This window comes from Exiguobacterium sp. UBA7533, assembly GCF_002479335.1.
Taxonomy (GTDB): domain Bacteria; phylum Bacillota; class Bacilli; order Exiguobacteriales; family Exiguobacteriaceae; genus Exiguobacterium_A.
The window spans coordinates 65,185-82,156 of sequence record NZ_DLMP01000001.1; the positions used below are offsets into that span (position 1 = coordinate 65,185).

The window sequence follows — 16,972 nt, forward strand, 5'->3', positions numbered from 1 at the left end:
AGGTGGCTCTCGTTGCATTCTCTGCACCGTCGAGCCACCTTGGATTCATTAGTTACGACGTGGTGGACGTTGTCCGTCACGTGGTGGGCGTGAACCCTGATCCCGGCGTGGCGGGCGGTTCTCACGCTCTGTCTTTTTCTTTTCTTCGTATGCGGCACGGTCTTCTTCGCTTAATCCTTCGACGAGCAGGACTTTGTGCGACGCGTTAACGCGTCCTTTGTCATCGATTTCTGTGACACGGACTTTTAGCTTATCTCCAAGTTTAACGACATCTTCCGTTTGACCAACACGGTCAAGTGCGAGTTCCGAGATGTGGACGAGTGCGTCTTTTCCTTTGAACAATTCGACGAATGCACCGAATTTCTCAACGCGACGGACCGTTCCATCGAATTCTTCACCGACGACGACTTCACGGACGATATCTTCGATCAATTGACGGGCACGATCGATGCCAGCTTGATCCGTCGAAGCGATAAAGACTGTTCCATCTTGATCGATGTCGATCTTAACGCCTGTCTCATCGATGATACCGTTGATGACTTTACCACCAGGTCCGATGACATCACGGATTTTATCTGGATTGATTTTAAGTGTGACGATTTTCGGCGCGTATTGCGACAATTCGACACGCGGTTCAGCAATGACAGATTGCATATGCTCAAGAATATGCAGACGACCAAGACGTGCTTGTTCAAGTGCTTCTTCAAGAATTTGACGCGTGATTCCGCCAATTTTCATATCCATTTGGAGAGCTGTGACACCTTCGTGAGTTCCAGCGACTTTAAAGTCCATATCTCCGAGATGATCTTCCATCCCTTGGATATCTGTCAAGATCGAGTAATTTTCGCCTTCCATGATCAAGCCCATCGCGATACCAGCGACAGGTGCTTTTAATGGAACACCCGCATCCATCATGGCAAGGATCGAACCACAGATGGAAGCCTGTGATGAAGAACCGTTCGACTCAAGCACTTCTGACACGAGACGAATCGTGTACGGGAAATCAACTTCATTCGGAAGAACTGGTAAAAGTGCGCGTTCTCCGAGTGCCCCGTGACCAATTTCACGACGACCTGGTGCACGCATCGGACGTGCTTCCCCAACTGAGAATGGTGGGAAGTTATAATGGTGCATGAAACGTTTCTCTTCCTTCAGACCAAGTCCATCAATGATTTGAGCGTCACCCGCAACACCAAGTGTCGCTACAGACAAGACTTGTGTCTGACCGCGTGTGAACAGACCTGAACCGTGTGCACGTGGCAAGAGACCGACTTCTGAATCAAGCGGACGGATCTCAGCAAGACCACGACCATCTGGACGCACTTTATCTTCCGTGATGAGACGACGGACTTCGTCTTTGACGAACTTGTTGAGCACGCCTGATACTTCTGCCAGTTGCTCTGCTGTGACGGACTCGTCAGCTGCATACAACTCGATGTATTTTGCGATGACTTCGTTGATAGCAATGTCACGCGCTTGTTTTTCTTCAACTTGAACCGCTTGTGTGACTTCTGCTAATGCTTCTGCTTTCAGGCGATTGACGATTGTCTCATCGAAGCTTGATACCGTATATTCGAACTTCTCTTTACCGACTTGTGCGACGATTTCTTCTTGGAACGCGATCATTTCCTTGATGACATCGTGTCCAAGTAAAATCGCTTCAAGCATTGCTTGTTCCGATACTTCCTTCGCACCTGCTTCAACCATGTTGACGGCATGTTTTGTTCCGGCAACTTGAAGGTCGATGTCGCTGACTTCCATTTGCGCTGAAGTCGGGTTCACGACGAATTCTCCGTCGACGCGACCGATCGTCACGCCTGCGATTGGACCGTCGAATGGAATATCCGAGATCGAAAGCGCAATCGAAGCCCCGATCATCGCAGCGACTTCTGGTGAATTGTCAGCATCTGACGAAAGAACCGTCGTCGCCACTTGTACGTCGTGACGGAAACCATCCGGGAATAATGGACGGATTGGACGGTCGATCAGACGCGAAGTCAAGATCGCGCTCTCTCCAGGACGTCCTTCACGTTTAAGGAATCCACCTGGGATTTTCCCTGCCGCATATAATTTTTCTTCATAGTTCACTGTTAATGGGAAGAAATCTAAGTCCTTTGGTTGTTTTGATGCAACGACCGTAGCAAGAACGGCTGTATCACCGTAGCGAATCAATGCTGCTCCGTTCGCTTGTTTTGCTAATTGACCGATTTCAATCGTTAATGGACGTCCACCGAGTTCGGTCGAAAACGTCTGTTTTGTTTGTGACATGCACAAATCTCCTCTCACTGCTATCCGTTTTTTCATTCAAATCTAATTATGTAGGTTCTTGCGCAAAAAGTCCATGAATCGGCAAAAAAAAGAAACAGGAGACGATGCTCCTGCTTCCCTACCTCGTTCTCGTCGAAATTAGCGACGGAGACCAAGACGCTCGATCAACGAACGGTAACGTGCAACATCCTTGTTACGAAGGTATGTGAGCAAGTTACGGCGACGACCGACCATTTTCAAGAGACCACGACGTGAGTGGTGATCCTTTTTGTGTGTACGTAAGTGATCGTTCAAAGTTGTGATCTGTTCAGTTAAAACAGCAACTTGTACTTCCGGCGAACCAGTATCGCCTTGTTTCGTAGCATATGCTTCGATGATTTCGTTTTTACGTTCTTTTGTGAGTGCCATTGTCACTCCACCTCCATCTTATGAATGACCATATTCCCGAGCATCGGATGGTGAGACCAGATGCCAAGTGAATCGGCTGTACGTGATCGTACTGACCTATCATAACGAACCCTGTCCGTACTGTCAAACGCTTAATTGTACATTTGCTTCTTCGCGGTCCCGTGCCAATTGTTCTTTCAATTGATCGATACCGTTGAAGGCTTTTTCATCGCGTAAGTAAGCGATCCATTCAAGCGTCAATTCTTGACCATAAAGATCTTCATCAAAGTCAAGAAGATGCGTCTCGATACTGACGTCTCCCGTCTCATAGAACGTTGGGCGTCTCCCGACATTCGTCATCGCCTTGAACCGGCGACCGTCTGCTAAGCGAACGAATGTCGCATACACACCAAGTTTCGGAATGACGTAGGCGAATTCCGGTCGCATGTTGGCTGTCGGGAAACCGATTTGCCGTCCGCGTGCGTCACCGTGAATGATCGTGCCTTTGATTTGGTAGGGTTCTCCAAGCAAACGTGCAGCCGGTTCGACTTCTCCTGCAGCAAGTAAACGACGAATCCGGGTTGAGCTGATCTTTTCAGCTTCTTCTTGGAATTCTGCTACAACGGTATGCGTAAATGTGCCACGACTATGAAAATCAAGCGTCGCCATTTTGCCGGCTCCGAAGCGACCGTAGGAATAATCGAATCCAGCAACGACGTGTTCTGCTCCAGACGCAATCAGATATTCGTCGACGAAAGCTTGCGGTGATAATTCCGAGAAAGGAATCGTAAACTCAATCACATAAACACGATCGACACCAAGCTGCTCGAGTTTCTCTAATTTGCGTTCAAGCGGCGTGATGTAGTGGACTGGTTCATCCCCTTTACCAAGCACTTGTTTCGGATGGGGATCAAAGGTCATGACAGCCAAAGGCAGGCGACGAGCCTCCGCTTCTTTTAGTGCTGCTGCGATGACTTGCTGATGTCCGAGATGTACACCGTCAAAAAAGCCGAGTGCGATGACAGCAGGGTCTTTTTGAGGTTGTTCCGGATATGTTAAATGTATGATGTCCATGATGCTCTCTCCGATCTTAATCGATTTGTAGCATGACCTCAACGCGTGCTACCTGTTCTTCTGGAAGACGTCGATATAGCGCTAAAGGTACGTCTTCTTCATTATAGACAGTAAACAGCTCGAATTCGACTGGAATGCTTGTCAGCTTTGCTCCGTTCAATACACGCTGTGCAGTCGACGCATCGACCGTCAAGCGTGGCCATTTTTGGATGACGTGTTCAATCGGTAGAACGTGTTGCATCCGTTCTTCGACCGTCTCATACGATTCGAGTGTCTCAAGAGTCACTGTATCCGTCTCAGCAATCGCACCAGAGCCTGTCCGGCGTAGTTCACTCATGTGTGCCGCGTAACCAAGTCGTTCTCCGATTTCTACTGCTAATGTCCGAATATACGTTCCTTTTCCACAAGCGATATCGAGACGGAAACGACAAAGACCACCTTCGAACACAAGGTCCGATGTCCGTTCTAATCGATCGATGCGGACGATTCGTGTCGGTCGTTCGACTTCAATGCCTTTTCGTGCATATTCATATAGTTTCTTCCCGTTCACTTTAACAGCTGAATAATACGGTGGCGTCTGCTCGATCTCTCCTGTCAATTGAGTCAAGATGTCCTCAATTGCTTCCTCGGTAATAGTTCCCGGTTCAACCGCTGTTTCGCGAACTGTTTCCCCGTGCGCATCTTCCGTTGTCGTTGCAAAGCCAATCGTCACTTCCGCCGCATAGCGCTTTCCTTCATCTGTGATGAAGCGGGCAAGCTTCGTCGCTCGACCGAGACAAATCGGTAAGACACCCGTTACTTCCGGATCAAGCGTACCTGTATGTCCGACTTTTTTCGTTTGAAACAAGCGACGTAGACGAAAGACGCAATCATGACTCGTCATACCCGCTGGTTTATCTAACGGTAATACTCCTATGGGTTCCACGTTATTTCCTCCTTGAAAAAAGGCAACCACACACGTGGTTGCCTTAGATGTTAATCTTTGTTCAAATTCCGAAGCAACTCATCAATGCGTGATCCGTATTCGACAGAAGAATCGACCTCGAACAATAGTTCAGGTGTTTTCCGCAGACGAATCCGCGATCCGATTTCCTTACGCATGAAGCCTTTTGATTTTTCAAGACCGATGCGCGCATCCTCACGTGCTTTTTCGTCACCGAGGACTGAATAGAAGATCGTCGCTTGTTGCAAGTCTCCTGTCACTTCGACACCTGTGACGGTAATCGGCTTGACGCGTGGATCCTTGACATCCTTGATGAGCAGTTGCGTAATTTCCTTACGCACCTGTTCGGCGACACGATTCGAGCGTAAACTCATGTTTGTTCCCTCCAGTTCGGAAGAATGGATTCCGTTCTGTTACTTCCGTTTGACTTCTTCCATGATGAACGCTTCGATGACATCATCGACTTTTACGTCATCATAACGTTCGATCTTAATACCACACTCGTAACCAGCAGCGACTTCTTTGACATCATCTTTGAAGCGGCGAAGTGTATCGAGTTTTCCTTCGTAGATGACGATGCTGTCACGAACGACACGTACGCCTGCATCACGCGTCAACTTACCTTCTGTGACATATCCACCTGCGATCGTACCGACTTTCGATACTTTGATGACATCGCGGACTTCAGCTTGACCGATGATTTTCTCGACGAATTCAGGATCAAGGAGACCTTTCATCGCTTGCTCGATTTCTTCAATCGCGTTATAGATGATCCGGTGAAGACGAATTTCGACTTTCTCCTGATCTGCCATTGATTTCGCGTTACCATCCGGACGAACGTTGAATCCGATGATGATCGCATTCGCTGCCGAAGCAAGGATGACGTCACCTTCCGTGATCGCACCAACACCTGAGTGTACGATGTTAATTTTAACACCTTCGACATCAATTTTCTTCAATGAACCGGCTAAGGCTTCAACTGAACCTTGTACGTCACCTTTGATGATGATGTTGAGATCCTTGACTTCGCCTTCTTTAATGCGGTCGAAGAGATCTTCTAAGCTGACTTTCGCTGAATCGCGACGTTGTGCTTCGATTTCACGTTGGTAACGTGCTTCACCGATTTGGCGTGCTTTTTTCTCATCTTCGAATGCGAAGAATTGATCGCCTGCTTTCGGGACATCATTTAAACCTGTAATTTCGATTGGCGTCGATGGTCCGACTTCTTTGACACGACGACCGATATCGTTGACCATTGCCCGGATACGACCGAACGTGTGACCGACGACGATCGGGTCACCAACGCGAAGTGTTCCGTGTTGAACGAGAAGTGTAGCGACTGGACCGCGTCCTTTATCGAGTTTCGCCTCGATGACTGTTCCGCGACCGTTCATGTCTGGTGTTGATTTGTATTCTTGAACTTCTGAGACGAGAAGGATCATCTCGAGCAATTCGTCGATGCCGTCTCCTTTAAGAGCTGAAACCGGTACGAAGATTGTATCGCCGCCCCAGTCCTCTGCAACGAGTTCGAACTCTGTCAATTCTTGTTTGACACGGTCTGGGTTTGCGCCTTCTTTATCCATCTTGTTGACAGCAACGATGATTGGAACGCCAGCTGCTTTCGCGTGGCTGATCGCTTCTTCTGTCTGTGGCATGACACCGTCATCCGCTGCAACGACGATGATCGCGATATCCGTGACATCTGCTCCACGTGCACGCATCGTCGTGAACGCCGCGTGACCTGGTGTATCGAGGAACGTGATTTTCTTGCCGTCGATCTCAACTTGGTAAGCACCGATGTGCTGTGTGATCCCGCCAGCTTCGCCTGCAGTAACCTTCGTGTTACGGATCGAATCGAGCAATGTCGTTTTACCGTGGTCAACGTGTCCCATGATCGTAACGACCGGTGGACGCTCAGACAATTCGTACTGGTCGAGATTCAATTCGTACTGATCAAAGTCCGTCTCATCGACTTGGACTGTCTTCTCGACTTCAAAGCCGAACTCTGTCGCGAGAAGTTCCACTGTCTCGTCATCAAGATCTTGGTTGATGTTCGCCATGACACCGAGACCCATCAATTTCATGATCAGTTCATTCGGTTTTTTCGCCATTTTTTCAGCGAGTTCACCGACTGTCAAGTTGTCAGAGTATTGAACGACGTTTGCCATCGCCTCTTCTTGTGCACGGCGAGCAGCTTTACGTTGACTCGACTTCGAGTTCGGATCCGCTACTTCAAGTTTACGCGGTTCTGCTTTCTTTTGGTTCGGACGACGTTTGCCGCCACGGTTGTTACGGTTGCCGAATTCTGGGCGTCCGCCTTTGCTATTACGTGATTGGTTACCTGCTGGTTTGTTTGTACTTCCTGGTCGGTTCGGTTTATTATCTGATTTCACTTGTTTTGGAGCCTCCGTCTTTTGAGCCCGATATTTCTCGGGATTAAATACTTGATCGAGTTGCTGTACTGTCTGTTCATCTAATACTGCCATATGATTCTTGACTGGTTTCTCCAGCTTTTCAAGCTGGGTGATGACCTGCTTACTTGTTACATTTTGTTCCTTGGCGAATTCGTATACACGTTTACCCAAAGGATCCACCTCCAATTAGTCGTTCGAGAGGAGTTCAGTTAGCTTTTTCGCAAATCCGGCTTCATTGACTGACACGACAACACGCGCATCCTTTCCTAATGCTTGACCGAGAATCGTACGGTCGGCGACTTCTAGGTAAGGAACCTGATAACTCGTACATTTATCTGTGACTTTCTTACGCGTGGCAGCCCCCGCATCTGCTGCTAAAAGAACAAGCTTCGCTTGCCCTCCTCGTACTTCTTTCAGTACGAGTTCTTCTCCCGTCGTCACTTTTCTAGCTCGATTCGCGAGACCGAGAAGGGATTCCCATTTACTCATTTGTACCTCCCGCGATTTCAAGCAATTCATCGTATAAGGCATCTGTCGTCTTGACCTTTAAATGATGATCAAGCGTCCGTTTTTTCTTCGCCGTCGCAATGACTGCCGCATCTTTCGATAAATAGGCACCTCGCCCATTCATCTTACCATTTAAATCGATGACGACCTCTTGTTCAGGTGTCCGGACGACACGAATTAATTCTTTTTTCGGTTTCATTTCTTGTGTGATGACACACTTACGTAATGGTACCTTTTTTTGCACGAATTATTCCTCGCCTTCGACTTGGACCGCTTCTACTGCCGGCTCTTCCGTCGCGAAGACATCTTCGAGATCCATCGCTTCCGCTTCAGACTCGCTCTTGATGTCGATTTTCCATCCTGTCAATTTCGCTGCGAGACGTGCGTTTTGACCACGTTTCCCGATTGCAAGCGACAGTTGGAAATCTGGAACGACGACGATTGTCGCTTTCGCTGGTTCGTTGACATAGACCGCAACGACTTGAGCTGGGCTGAGTGCGTTCGCGACATATTCTTTCGGATCATCCGAGTAACGAACGATATCGATTTTTTCCCCGTTCAAATCATTGACGATGCGTTGAACACGCGCCCCTTTTTGTCCGACACATGCACCGACTGGATCGATGTCGTCCGCTGCGACTGCGATTTTCGAACGGTCGCCCGCTTCACGCGCCACAGACTTGACTTCGACTTCGCCACTTGAAATCTCTGGTACTTCGATTTCAAAGAGACGTTTTAAGAGACCTGGATGTGTCCGTGATACGAGAATTGATGCTCCTGATCCTTTGACCATCGGATCAACCTTCGTGACGTACACCTTGATGCGATCACGAATCCCGAAACGCTCGTTCGGCATTTGCTCGTGTGTCGTCAAGACAGCTTCGATACCTTCTAGGTTGACGTACAAGTTGCGTGCATCTTGACGCTCGACGATACCCGTCATGATCTCGTCTTCACGATCCGCGAAGTGATTGTAAATGCGTTCGCGTTCTGCTTCACGCATTTTTTGTGTGACGATTTGTTTTGCTGTTTGTGCCGCAACGCGACCAAAATCGCCTGGCGTCACTTCGACTTTATGGAAATCGCCGAGTTCATATGTCGGATCGATTTCGTGCGCCTCTTCAAGCGAGAGTTGTTCCTCTGGTTGCGTCAATCGTTCGACGACTTCCTTGAGCGCGAAGACACGAATGTCTCCTGTCTGCTGGTCGAATTCGACCTTTACAGCCTCCGACTCTTTTCCGAAGTTGCGTCGGTACGCTGAAATCAATGCCTGTTCGAGCGCATCGATGATGATGTTCTTGTCAATTTCCTTCTCTTTCGCGATTTGATTGATCGCCTCGAGTAACTGTGGTCCCATCGTTCTCTTCCTTTCCGTCAGAACATTACCGCAAGTCGCGCAAGTGAAATCTTGTCGACCGGTATCTCAATTTTCAATTTTCTTGTTTTGACACGCACTTCGATTTCAAGCATCTCAGGTGTGTACGCGAGCAACGTTCCTTCGAATTCAACCGCATTCTTTACTGGATCGTGCGTTTTGATGTACACATGTTTCCCAATCGCCTTTTCGAAGTCCTCGTCTTTCTTCAGTGGACGTTCCGCTCCTGGACTAGCGACGTCGAGGTAATACGGCTCGTCGATCGGATCATTGTCATTCAATGCTTCCGATAACTGTTCATTGATTTTGACGCAGTCTTCAAGATCTACGCCACCCTCTTTGTCGATGGAGACACGTAGGAACCAATCCGCCCCTTCTTTGACGAATTCAACGTCGACTAGCTCCATCCCCTCTCGTTCGACGATTGGTTTTGCGAGCGCTTCGACCTTTTCCGTTACGTTCGTCATCTTCATCCTCCTTCAAAAAACAAACAAGAAAGGAGCAGGTCCCCCTACTCCTTCCAAGTCGTAGTATAAAAAACATTTCCTCACTCAATATAGCATAGGAAAGCGCTCAAAGCAAGTGTTCCTAAGGGCTTACAAGTCGAACAAGGAGAGCTGATTCTCGTCTGGTAACCCTTCGAGACAGCCTAGGTTATCGAGCGTCTCGATGATCGATTTCGACAATTTGGCGCGTTTTTGGAGGTCTTCCTTCGAGAGGAATTCGCCGCCTTTACGTGCTTCGACGATTTGCTTCGCAGCATTCGTCCCTAGACCTGTCACGGCGTTAAAAGGTGGTAACAACGTATCCCCGTCAATGAGGAATTCCGTTGCACTCGAGCGATAGAGATCGACCTTTTGGAACGTAAAGCCGCGTTCGATCATCTCAAGCGCGATTTCAAGAACCGTGTACAATCCCTTATCCTTCGCCGTCGCTTCGAAACCTTTGTCCTTGATGTCTTGCAAGACTTTCCGAACGGCAGCAGAGCCCTTATTCATCGCACCGATATCAAAATCACCCGCACGTACCGTAAAGTACGAAGCGTAGTAATACATCGGATGATGGACTTTATAATAGGCAATCCGGACAGCCATCAAGACGTAGGCAGCAGCATGGGCTTTCGGGAACATGTACTTGATTTTCTTACAAGAATCGATATACCAGAGTGGCACATCGTTCTCAATCATCGCCTCTTCCATGTCAATCGAGAGTCCTTTCCCTTTACGGACCGACTCCATGATTTTAAAGGCAAGTGACGGTTCAAGACCGGCGTAGATCAAGTAGACCATGATGTCATCTCGACAACCGATGACATCTTTTAGTTCACACGTTCCGTTGTAGATCAATTCGCTGGCGTTTCCAAGCCAGACATCCGTTCCGTGCGAGAGTCCTGAAATCTGAACGAGCTCTGAGAACGTCGTCGGTTTCGTCTCCTCTAACATTTGGCGAACGAACTTCGTCCCAAACTCCGGAATACCGAGCGTTCCGGTTTTTGAATCAATCTGTTCCGGCGTCACACCGATCGATTCCGTCGAACTGAAGATTTTCATCACTTCTGGATCATCGACGGGAATCGTCTTCGGATCACGTCCCGATAAATCCTGTAGCATCCGGATCATCGTCGGATCATCGTGACCGAGGATATCGAGTTTGAGTAAGTTATCGTGAATCGAATGGAAGTCGAAGTGTGTCGTCTTCCATTCAGAACCCATATCGTCTGCCGGATACTGAATCGGACTGATATCATAGATATCCATGTAGTCCGGTACGACGATGATCCCTCCCGGGTGTTGACCAGTCGTCCGTTTGACGCCAGTGACACCACTGACAAGACGATCGACTTCCGCATTCCGATATGTCAGCTCATTCTCTGACTGATACCCTTTGACATAGCCATACGCCGTCTTCTCAGCGATCGTACCGATTGTTCCGGCACGGTAGACGTAATCGTCACCGAACAAGACTTTCGTATAGGCGTGTGCTTGCGGCTGGTATTCTCCACTGAAGTTCAAATCGATATCCGGTACCTTATCCCCTTTAAATCCAAGGAACGTTTCAAACGGAATATCATGACCATCCTTGAACAATGGGATATCACATTTCGAACAGGACTTATCCGGCAAATCGAATCCAGAACCAACGGAACCATCATCAAAGAACTCCGATTCCTTACAATTCGGACAGACATAGTGTGGCGGCAATGGATTGACTTCCGTGATCTCCGTCATCGTCGCAACGAGACTTGATCCGACCGACCCCCGTGAACCGACCAAATAGCCGTCGTCGAGTGATTTTTTTACGAGTTTATGGGAAATCAAATAGATGACAGCGAATCCGTGACCGATAATCGACTTCAACTCTTTTTCGAGTCGGGCTTCGACGATCTCCGGTAACGTCTCGCCGTAAATCCGGTGCGCCATATCGTACGACAAATTCCGAACTTCTTCGTCTGCCCCTTCGATCTTCGGTGTATAAAGATCTTTTGGAATGATATCGATGTTCTCGAACTGTTCCGCGACGGCTTGACTGTTCGTGATGACGAGACGTTCCGACACATCCGGTCCGAGGAACTTAAAGTCGTCCATCATTTCCTTCGTCGTCCGGAAATGCGCCGGTGGCAATTGTTTTCGCATGTTCAGCATGTTCGCTCCACCTTGCGTCCGGATCAAAATTTCTCGATACGTGGCGTCATGTTGATCGAGATAATGTACGTTACCAGTCGCGACTGGTAAGATGTCATGTTCTTCCGCGACACGGATGATCTTTTTGATCAGTTCGCGCAGTTCAAGTTCATTCTGAACGATTTCCCGTTCGATCAAATGACCATACATCGCGGGTGGTTGAATCTCGATGAAATCATAGAATTGCATCACTTTTGCTAAATCTTCGTCCGACTTATTCAAGGCGGCATCAAATACCTCGCCGTTATCACAAGCTGACCCGATGATCAATCCATCCCGATGTGCGATGAGTTGCGAGCGTGGTGTCCGCACGACACGGTGCACGTGTTTTGTGTGAGCAATCGAAATCAATTGGTACAGATTCTTCAAGCCCGTCCGGTTCTTCGCATAGACCGTCGCGTGGTATGGTCGTGCCCGCGAGATATCTTTTCCCATCTCTCGGTTGAGTGAGGCATGTGTCTTCATGTTGAACATCTCATCTGCCATTTGAAGCAACTTGACCATCAAATAGCCTGTCGCTTCCGCATCATAAATGGCGCGGTGATGCTGCGTCAATTCGATGTCAAATCGTTTCGCGAGTGTGTTCAACCGGTGGTTTTTAAGTGTCGGCATCAGGACACGGGCTAACTCAAGCGTATCAATGACCGGTAAGACTGATTCATCGTGACCACCAGACCGGAGTGTCGCATTCAAGAATCCAATATCAAACGAGGCATTGTGGGCAACGAGAATCGAGTCGCCGACCCAGTCCATGAATTCCTTGACGACTTGTTCCGGGTCTGGTTTTCCCCGGACCATATCATCGGTAATCCCTGTCAAGTCAATCGTCGTCGCCGACAATAGATGCTTCGGATCCGCGAATGCTTCGAATTTATCGATGATATCACCATCGTGGATTTTAACAGCTGCAAGTTCGATGATCTTGTTGTACATCGCCGATAAACCAGTTGTCTCGACGTCAAAGACGACGAATGTCGCGTCATCCAAATTGCGCTCCACCGGATGGTAGGCGACTTGCACCCCGTCATTGACGACGTTTGCTTCAATTCCGTACAGTACCTTGATATCGTTTTTCTTTCCGGCATAGTAGGCATCCGGAAAACTTTGTGCACCGGCGTGATCCGTGATCGCGACAGCAGGGTGACCCCATTTTGCGGCACGCTCGACGTATTTTGTCACGTTCATGACGGCGTCCATCTGGCTCATTTGCGAGTGCGCATGTAACTCGACGCGTTTCTCGCCTGCCCAAGGGTCAGCAGGGGCTTCCATCTTCACTTCTGACAGTTGGGCAATCATCATACAGAGATCGCGCAGGAACGTATCGAACTCGACACGACCTGCTGCTTGAATCCACATGCCTTTTTTGATGGCTGAGAGGATTTTGACGTCTGTTTCGTCACGCGCAAACATTTTGACGACGAGCGAGTCCGTATAATCTGTCATCTTGAACGTAAAAATTGTCTTCCCACTTCGTAGTTCACGACTCTCAGCTGAGAAAACAAGACCACGGATCGCAATCCGTCGTTCCTCATCTTGAATCGTCTTGATCGGAACGATCTCATCTTGAATTGGTTTCCCGATCCGGATTTCGACAGGGCCATCATCGTCATCTCGCGATTGTTCCCGTTTGAATTGCAACTCGAGCATCCGTTTTGCTTCTTCCATGTCTTCCTGTTTCACCTGATTTCGCAACGCTTCTTGTTTCGATTCGTTGATCTGAACAATCGGTTCACAGTTGAATTTTGGGAATCCGTAAGCACTATAGAGTAATTGTAATTCCCCACATAAGCTACTCTTTAAGAAACCTGCTTCCGGTTCACTTCGGACCGGAATGAATAGTTTCTGTTCTTTAAACTCCGGTAAGACACGCCCGAGTTGTGTCCGCATTGCCGATGAGACATCTGCGAGATCCTGCACGACATATGGCCAGTAATCATGATACATCCGTTCATCTGGACGGCTATCTGCGTGTAATATGATTTTGACTTCGGCAAATTGCTGATACCGACTTGTCAAACGACTCGTAAAGAGTTGATAGACGTTTTGGGGTAAAACATGTGGCAAGCGAATTTCAAATGTCCAGGTTGCCTTTGCTTTATTGACGCGAAGCTTCTCGAGAACTGCTTCGTGAAAGTATTCTTCAATGATACCGTTCGGTAATTCCAAGTCACTGAGCAACAGTGACATGCGTTGTTGTGTATCCACTCGCAATTGTGCTGTCTGATCGCTTCACACCGTGACAGCAACTCCTCCTCCTCTTGCGGATTGCCCAAGGGGCGAATGGGTGTGAGACAAGAAAACAGTCACTTTATGAAAAGTGACCGTCTCCATTCTTTATTCTAAACCTTCATAGAGTGAACGAACAGCCTCAACGACTTGTTCCTGTCCAACTTCTTCTGCATCGCCACCACGACGGGCTTTTAATTCGACGATTCCTTCTGTCGCTTTTTTCCCGACGTTCAAGCGAACCGGTAGACCGATCAAATCAGCATCGGCGAACTTGACACCTGCTCGTTCTTTCCGGTCGTCAAGCAAGACGCTGAATCCTGCAGCCGTCAACTCACGGTATAGTGTCTCTCCGAGTTCGAGTTGTTCTGCATTTTTACCGTTGACGACGATTAAATGAACATCGTATGGCGCGATTGCTTTTGGCCAAATGATTCCACGCTCATCATAATGTTGTTCAACGACTGCCGACAATGTCCGCGAGACACCAATGCCGTAACAACCCATGATGAGAGGTTGTGCTTTACCGCCCTCGTCGAGGAACGTCGCTCCCATTCCTTCTGAGTAACGTGTTCCGAGTTTGAAGACTTGACCGACTTCAATCCCGCGAGCGAACTTGACTTGACCGTTACCGTCTGGTGACGCGTCACCTTCTTCTGCGAAGCGCAAGTCTGTATATTCTGCTTCGAAATCACGGCTTGGGTCGACATGGATATAATGCGTTTCCGCTTTATTTGCACCACAGACAGCGTTCGTCAAGGCACGAATCGCGTAGTCCGCGACGACCTTCATATCTGCCCCGATTGGTCCAAGTGTTCCAGGCGTTGAGTGAAGCGCTGCTTCAATCTCTTCGTCGCTCGCCATCGTGATGTCGAGTGCACCGAGATAGTTTTTCAACTTGATATCGTTGACTTCGTGATCGCCCCGGACGAGTGCCATGACAAGCCCTTGCTCCGTCTTGAAGATGACGGTCTTGATTGATTCGTTTGCTGGTAAATTCAAATGTGCGCTGACCGCTTCGATCGTCTTCGCATCTGCCGTATGCACTTCTTCAAGTGCTTCTGGTGCTTTGTCTTGCTTCGGATAGGCATCGATCGACTCTGCCATCTCTAAGTTTGCCGCATAGTCCGACTGATCCGAATAGACGATCGTATCTTCACCGATTGCTGCTAACGCATGGAACTCATGTGTTCCACTACCACCTATCGCACCTGAGTCAGCGACGACTGGACGGAACTCAAGACCGACACGTGTGAAAATCCGCGAATACGTATCAAACATGTTTTGATACTCTTCGTCTAAGCTCTCTTGTGACGAGTGGAACGAGTAAGCATCTTTCATGATGAACTCACGACCACGTAATAAACCGAAACGTGGACGACGTTCGTCACGGTACTTCATTTGAATCTGGAAGAGATTGACCGGTAACTTTTTGTACGAGTTCAATTCATCACGAACGATCGAAGTGATCAGTTCCTCGTGTGTCGCACCGAGCGCGAACCGGCGATCATGACGATCCGTCAAGCGCATTAATTCAGGTCCATAGATATCCCAGCGTCCTGTTTCTTCCCATAGTTCAGCTGGTTGAATCGCTGGCATCAGTAATTCTTGCGCACCCGCCGCTTCTAATTCCTCGCGGATGATCGTCTCGATGTTTGCGAGTACTCGTTTTGCGAGTGGTAGATACGAATAGATCCCAGCGGCATTTTGACGCATGAATCCTGCACGAAGCAAGAGTTGGTGACTGATGGCTTCTGCATCAGATGGTACTTCACGCAACGTTGGCATGAATAGTTTTGATTGTTTCATAATGAGTCACGAACTCCTTTGACTGAGTGATTAATTAAAAGAATTTTTGAATGTCGTTCCAAGTGACGACGAGCATGAGTAGCATCAAAAGCGCGAAACCGACGAAGTGAACCAATCCTTCTTTTTGAGGATCAACTGGTTTACCGCGTAAGGCTTCAAGGAAGAGGAACAACAGTCGTCCTCCGTCAAGTGCTGGAAGTGGCAATAAGTTGAAGACTGCTAAGTTGACGGACAACAATGCTGTCCATGTCAATAGCATCGAGAACCCACTATCTGCGACCTGATCGGTCATTTTGACGATCCCGACTGGTCCTGATAATTGATCGACGCCGACGACACCCGTCACGAGATCTCCAACAGCTCCGACAATGAGCGTCGACATCCGCCATGTTTCTGAAACTCCGGTTTGGAGTGCTGTCCCGAATGATTTTTCTGTCTCATTCGTGACGCCGATGATGCCGACCTTCTGTTCTCCTTGCTGTTGTACTTTTGGCGTGATTTGTGTTGTCGTTTCTTTCCCATCACGTTCGTATTTCACTTCTGTCGCTTTACCGGCACGATCTTGGAATCCAGCACGTAAATCAGTCCATTTGGCTGTATCCTGACCGTTGACCGAGACAATCCGGTCACCTTCAACAAGTCCAGCTTGATCGGCCGGAGAACCCTTTTGAACTGTTCCGATGACGCTGTCCCCCGTTGGAGAGCCATTATATAAGGCAAGACCGAACAGGATAACGAACGCGAGGACAAAGTTCATGAACGGTCCTGCAGCGATCGCAAGGACGCGCTTCCATACGGATTTCGAACCGAATGTACGATCGTACGGTGCAATTTGTGTCCGTGTCTGACCTTCAACGAGAAATGCTGTCGGTGAAACGGGGTAGCGAACCGATGTCTCGTCTTGTAATCCAACGAGTTCGAGTTGACGCAATAAGTCAATCCGTTCGACAGTAACGACTTGGTCGACTTGTGGCTGATCCGCATCGAAATAAATCGTCTCGATGACGCCGTCCTTTAACTGTAATCCGACGGTTTGACCTGATTTGATCTCAACGAGTTCCGGTTCTTCACCCGCCATCTTGACGTAACCGCCGATTGGCAACAGACGTACCGTATACAACGTCTCATTCTTAAACACTGAAAAGATCTTCGGTCCAAATCCAATCGCGAATTCCCGACAGAGAATACCTGCCCGTTTCGCCATCACGAGATGACCCCATTCATGGACGGCGACGAGTACACCGAACATCAGCACGATTGAAATAAAGGTCGTCATTACTTATCCCAT

The 16,972-nt window shown here is 48.5% G+C and carries 13 protein-coding genes; all 13 read right to left on the reverse strand.

Annotated elements, in window-relative coordinates; all coding sequences use genetic code 11:
* Window positions 1-48: 48 nt before the first annotated feature.
* Window positions 49-2,268, reverse strand: coding sequence for a polyribonucleotide nucleotidyltransferase (gene pnp / locus B2U10_RS00340; protein ID WP_290751315.1), 2,220 nt, complete (start codon window positions 2,266-2,268; stop codon window positions 49-51).
* Window positions 2,269-2,406: 138 nt separating this feature from the next.
* The gene (gene rpsO, locus B2U10_RS00345; protein ID WP_023468676.1) at window positions 2,407-2,676 is read right to left on the reverse strand and encodes a 30S ribosomal protein S15; all 270 of its coding nucleotides are present in this window, start codon (window positions 2,674-2,676) and stop codon (window positions 2,407-2,409) included.
* Between the two features lie 123 nt (window positions 2,677-2,799).
* Entirely contained in the window at window positions 2,800-3,729 is a 930-nt protein-coding gene (locus B2U10_RS00350; RefSeq protein ID WP_035407075.1) for a bifunctional riboflavin kinase/FAD synthetase, read from the reverse strand.
* A gap of 16 nt (window positions 3,730-3,745) precedes the next feature.
* Window positions 3,746-4,654, reverse strand: coding sequence for a tRNA pseudouridine(55) synthase TruB (gene truB, locus B2U10_RS00355; RefSeq protein ID WP_035407072.1), 909 nt, complete (start codon window positions 4,652-4,654; stop codon window positions 3,746-3,748).
* 50 nt (window positions 4,655-4,704) lie between these two features.
* A complete protein-coding gene (gene rbfA, locus B2U10_RS00360) occupies window positions 4,705-5,046 on the reverse strand; it encodes a 30S ribosome-binding factor RbfA (protein WP_023468679.1) in 342 nt (113 codons plus the stop codon).
* Window positions 5,047-5,085: 39 nt separating this feature from the next.
* On the reverse strand, window positions 5,086-7,257 hold the full coding sequence (gene infB, locus B2U10_RS00365; RefSeq protein ID WP_290759187.1) for a translation initiation factor IF-2: 2,172 nt from the start codon (window positions 7,255-7,257) through the stop codon (window positions 5,086-5,088).
* 15 nt (window positions 7,258-7,272) lie between these two features.
* Entirely contained in the window at window positions 7,273-7,575 is a 303-nt protein-coding gene (locus tag B2U10_RS00370) for a YlxQ family RNA-binding protein (protein WP_023468681.1), read from the reverse strand.
* Window positions 7,568-7,837, reverse strand: a complete 270-nt coding sequence (gene rnpM, locus B2U10_RS00375; RefSeq protein ID WP_023468682.1) for an RNase P modulator RnpM — start codon at window positions 7,835-7,837, stop codon at window positions 7,568-7,570. The genes B2U10_RS00370 and rnpM overlap by 8 nt, the downstream gene beginning before the upstream one ends.
* Before the next feature lie 3 nt (window positions 7,838-7,840).
* Window positions 7,841-8,950: a transcription termination factor NusA gene (gene nusA, locus B2U10_RS00380; protein ID WP_023468683.1), complete on the reverse strand. Its 1,110-nt coding sequence runs from the start codon at window positions 8,948-8,950 to the stop codon at window positions 7,841-7,843.
* Window positions 8,951-8,967: 17 nt separating this feature from the next.
* A complete protein-coding gene (rimP, locus tag B2U10_RS00385; RefSeq protein ID WP_023468684.1) occupies window positions 8,968-9,435 on the reverse strand; it encodes a ribosome maturation factor RimP in 468 nt (155 codons plus the stop codon).
* Window positions 9,436-9,564: 129 nt separating this feature from the next.
* Window positions 9,565-13,836, reverse strand: a complete 4,272-nt coding sequence (locus tag B2U10_RS00390) for a PolC-type DNA polymerase III (RefSeq protein WP_197026226.1) — start codon at window positions 13,834-13,836, stop codon at window positions 9,565-9,567.
* A 147-nt stretch (window positions 13,837-13,983) separates the two neighbouring features.
* Entirely contained in the window at window positions 13,984-15,684 is a 1,701-nt protein-coding gene (locus B2U10_RS00395; RefSeq protein ID WP_035407061.1) for a proline--tRNA ligase, read from the reverse strand.
* 34 nt (window positions 15,685-15,718) lie between these two features.
* Entirely contained in the window at window positions 15,719-16,960 is a 1,242-nt protein-coding gene (gene rseP / locus B2U10_RS00400; RefSeq protein ID WP_056062204.1) for an RIP metalloprotease RseP, read from the reverse strand.
* Window positions 16,961-16,972 lie beyond the last annotated feature (12 nt).

Excerpts from the sequence above, each read along its gene's own strand:
- nusA (WP_023468683.1), bottom strand. The coding sequence starts at position 8,950 with ATGGGACCACAGTTACTCGAGGCGATCAATCAAATCGCGAAAGAGAAG.
- pnp (WP_290751315.1), bottom strand. The coding sequence starts at position 2,268 with ATGTCACAAACAAAACAGACGTTTTCGACCGAACTCGGTGGACGTCCA.
- B2U10_RS00395 (WP_035407061.1), bottom strand. The coding sequence starts at position 15,684 with ATGAAACAATCAAAACTATTCATGCCAACGTTGCGTGAAGTACCATCT.
- rimP (WP_023468684.1), bottom strand. The coding sequence starts at position 9,435 with ATGACGAACGTAACGGAAAAGGTCGAAGCGCTCGCAAAACCAATCGTC.
- B2U10_RS00350 (WP_035407075.1), bottom strand. The coding sequence starts at position 3,729 with ATGGACATCATACATTTAACATATCCGGAACAACCTCAAAAAGACCCT.
- rbfA (WP_023468679.1), bottom strand. The coding sequence starts at position 5,046 with ATGAGTTTACGCTCGAATCGTGTCGCCGAACAGGTGCGTAAGGAAATT.
- rseP (WP_056062204.1), bottom strand. The coding sequence starts at position 16,960 with ATGACGACCTTTATTTCAATCGTGCTGATGTTCGGTGTACTCGTCGCC.
- rpsO (WP_023468676.1), bottom strand. The coding sequence starts at position 2,676 with ATGGCACTCACAAAAGAACGTAAAAACGAAATCATCGAAGCATATGCT.
- B2U10_RS00390 (WP_197026226.1), bottom strand. The coding sequence starts at position 13,836 with ATGTCACTGTTGCTCAGTGACTTGGAATTACCGAACGGTATCATTGAA.
- B2U10_RS00370 (WP_023468681.1), bottom strand. The coding sequence starts at position 7,575 with ATGAGTAAATGGGAATCCCTTCTCGGTCTCGCGAATCGAGCTAGAAAA.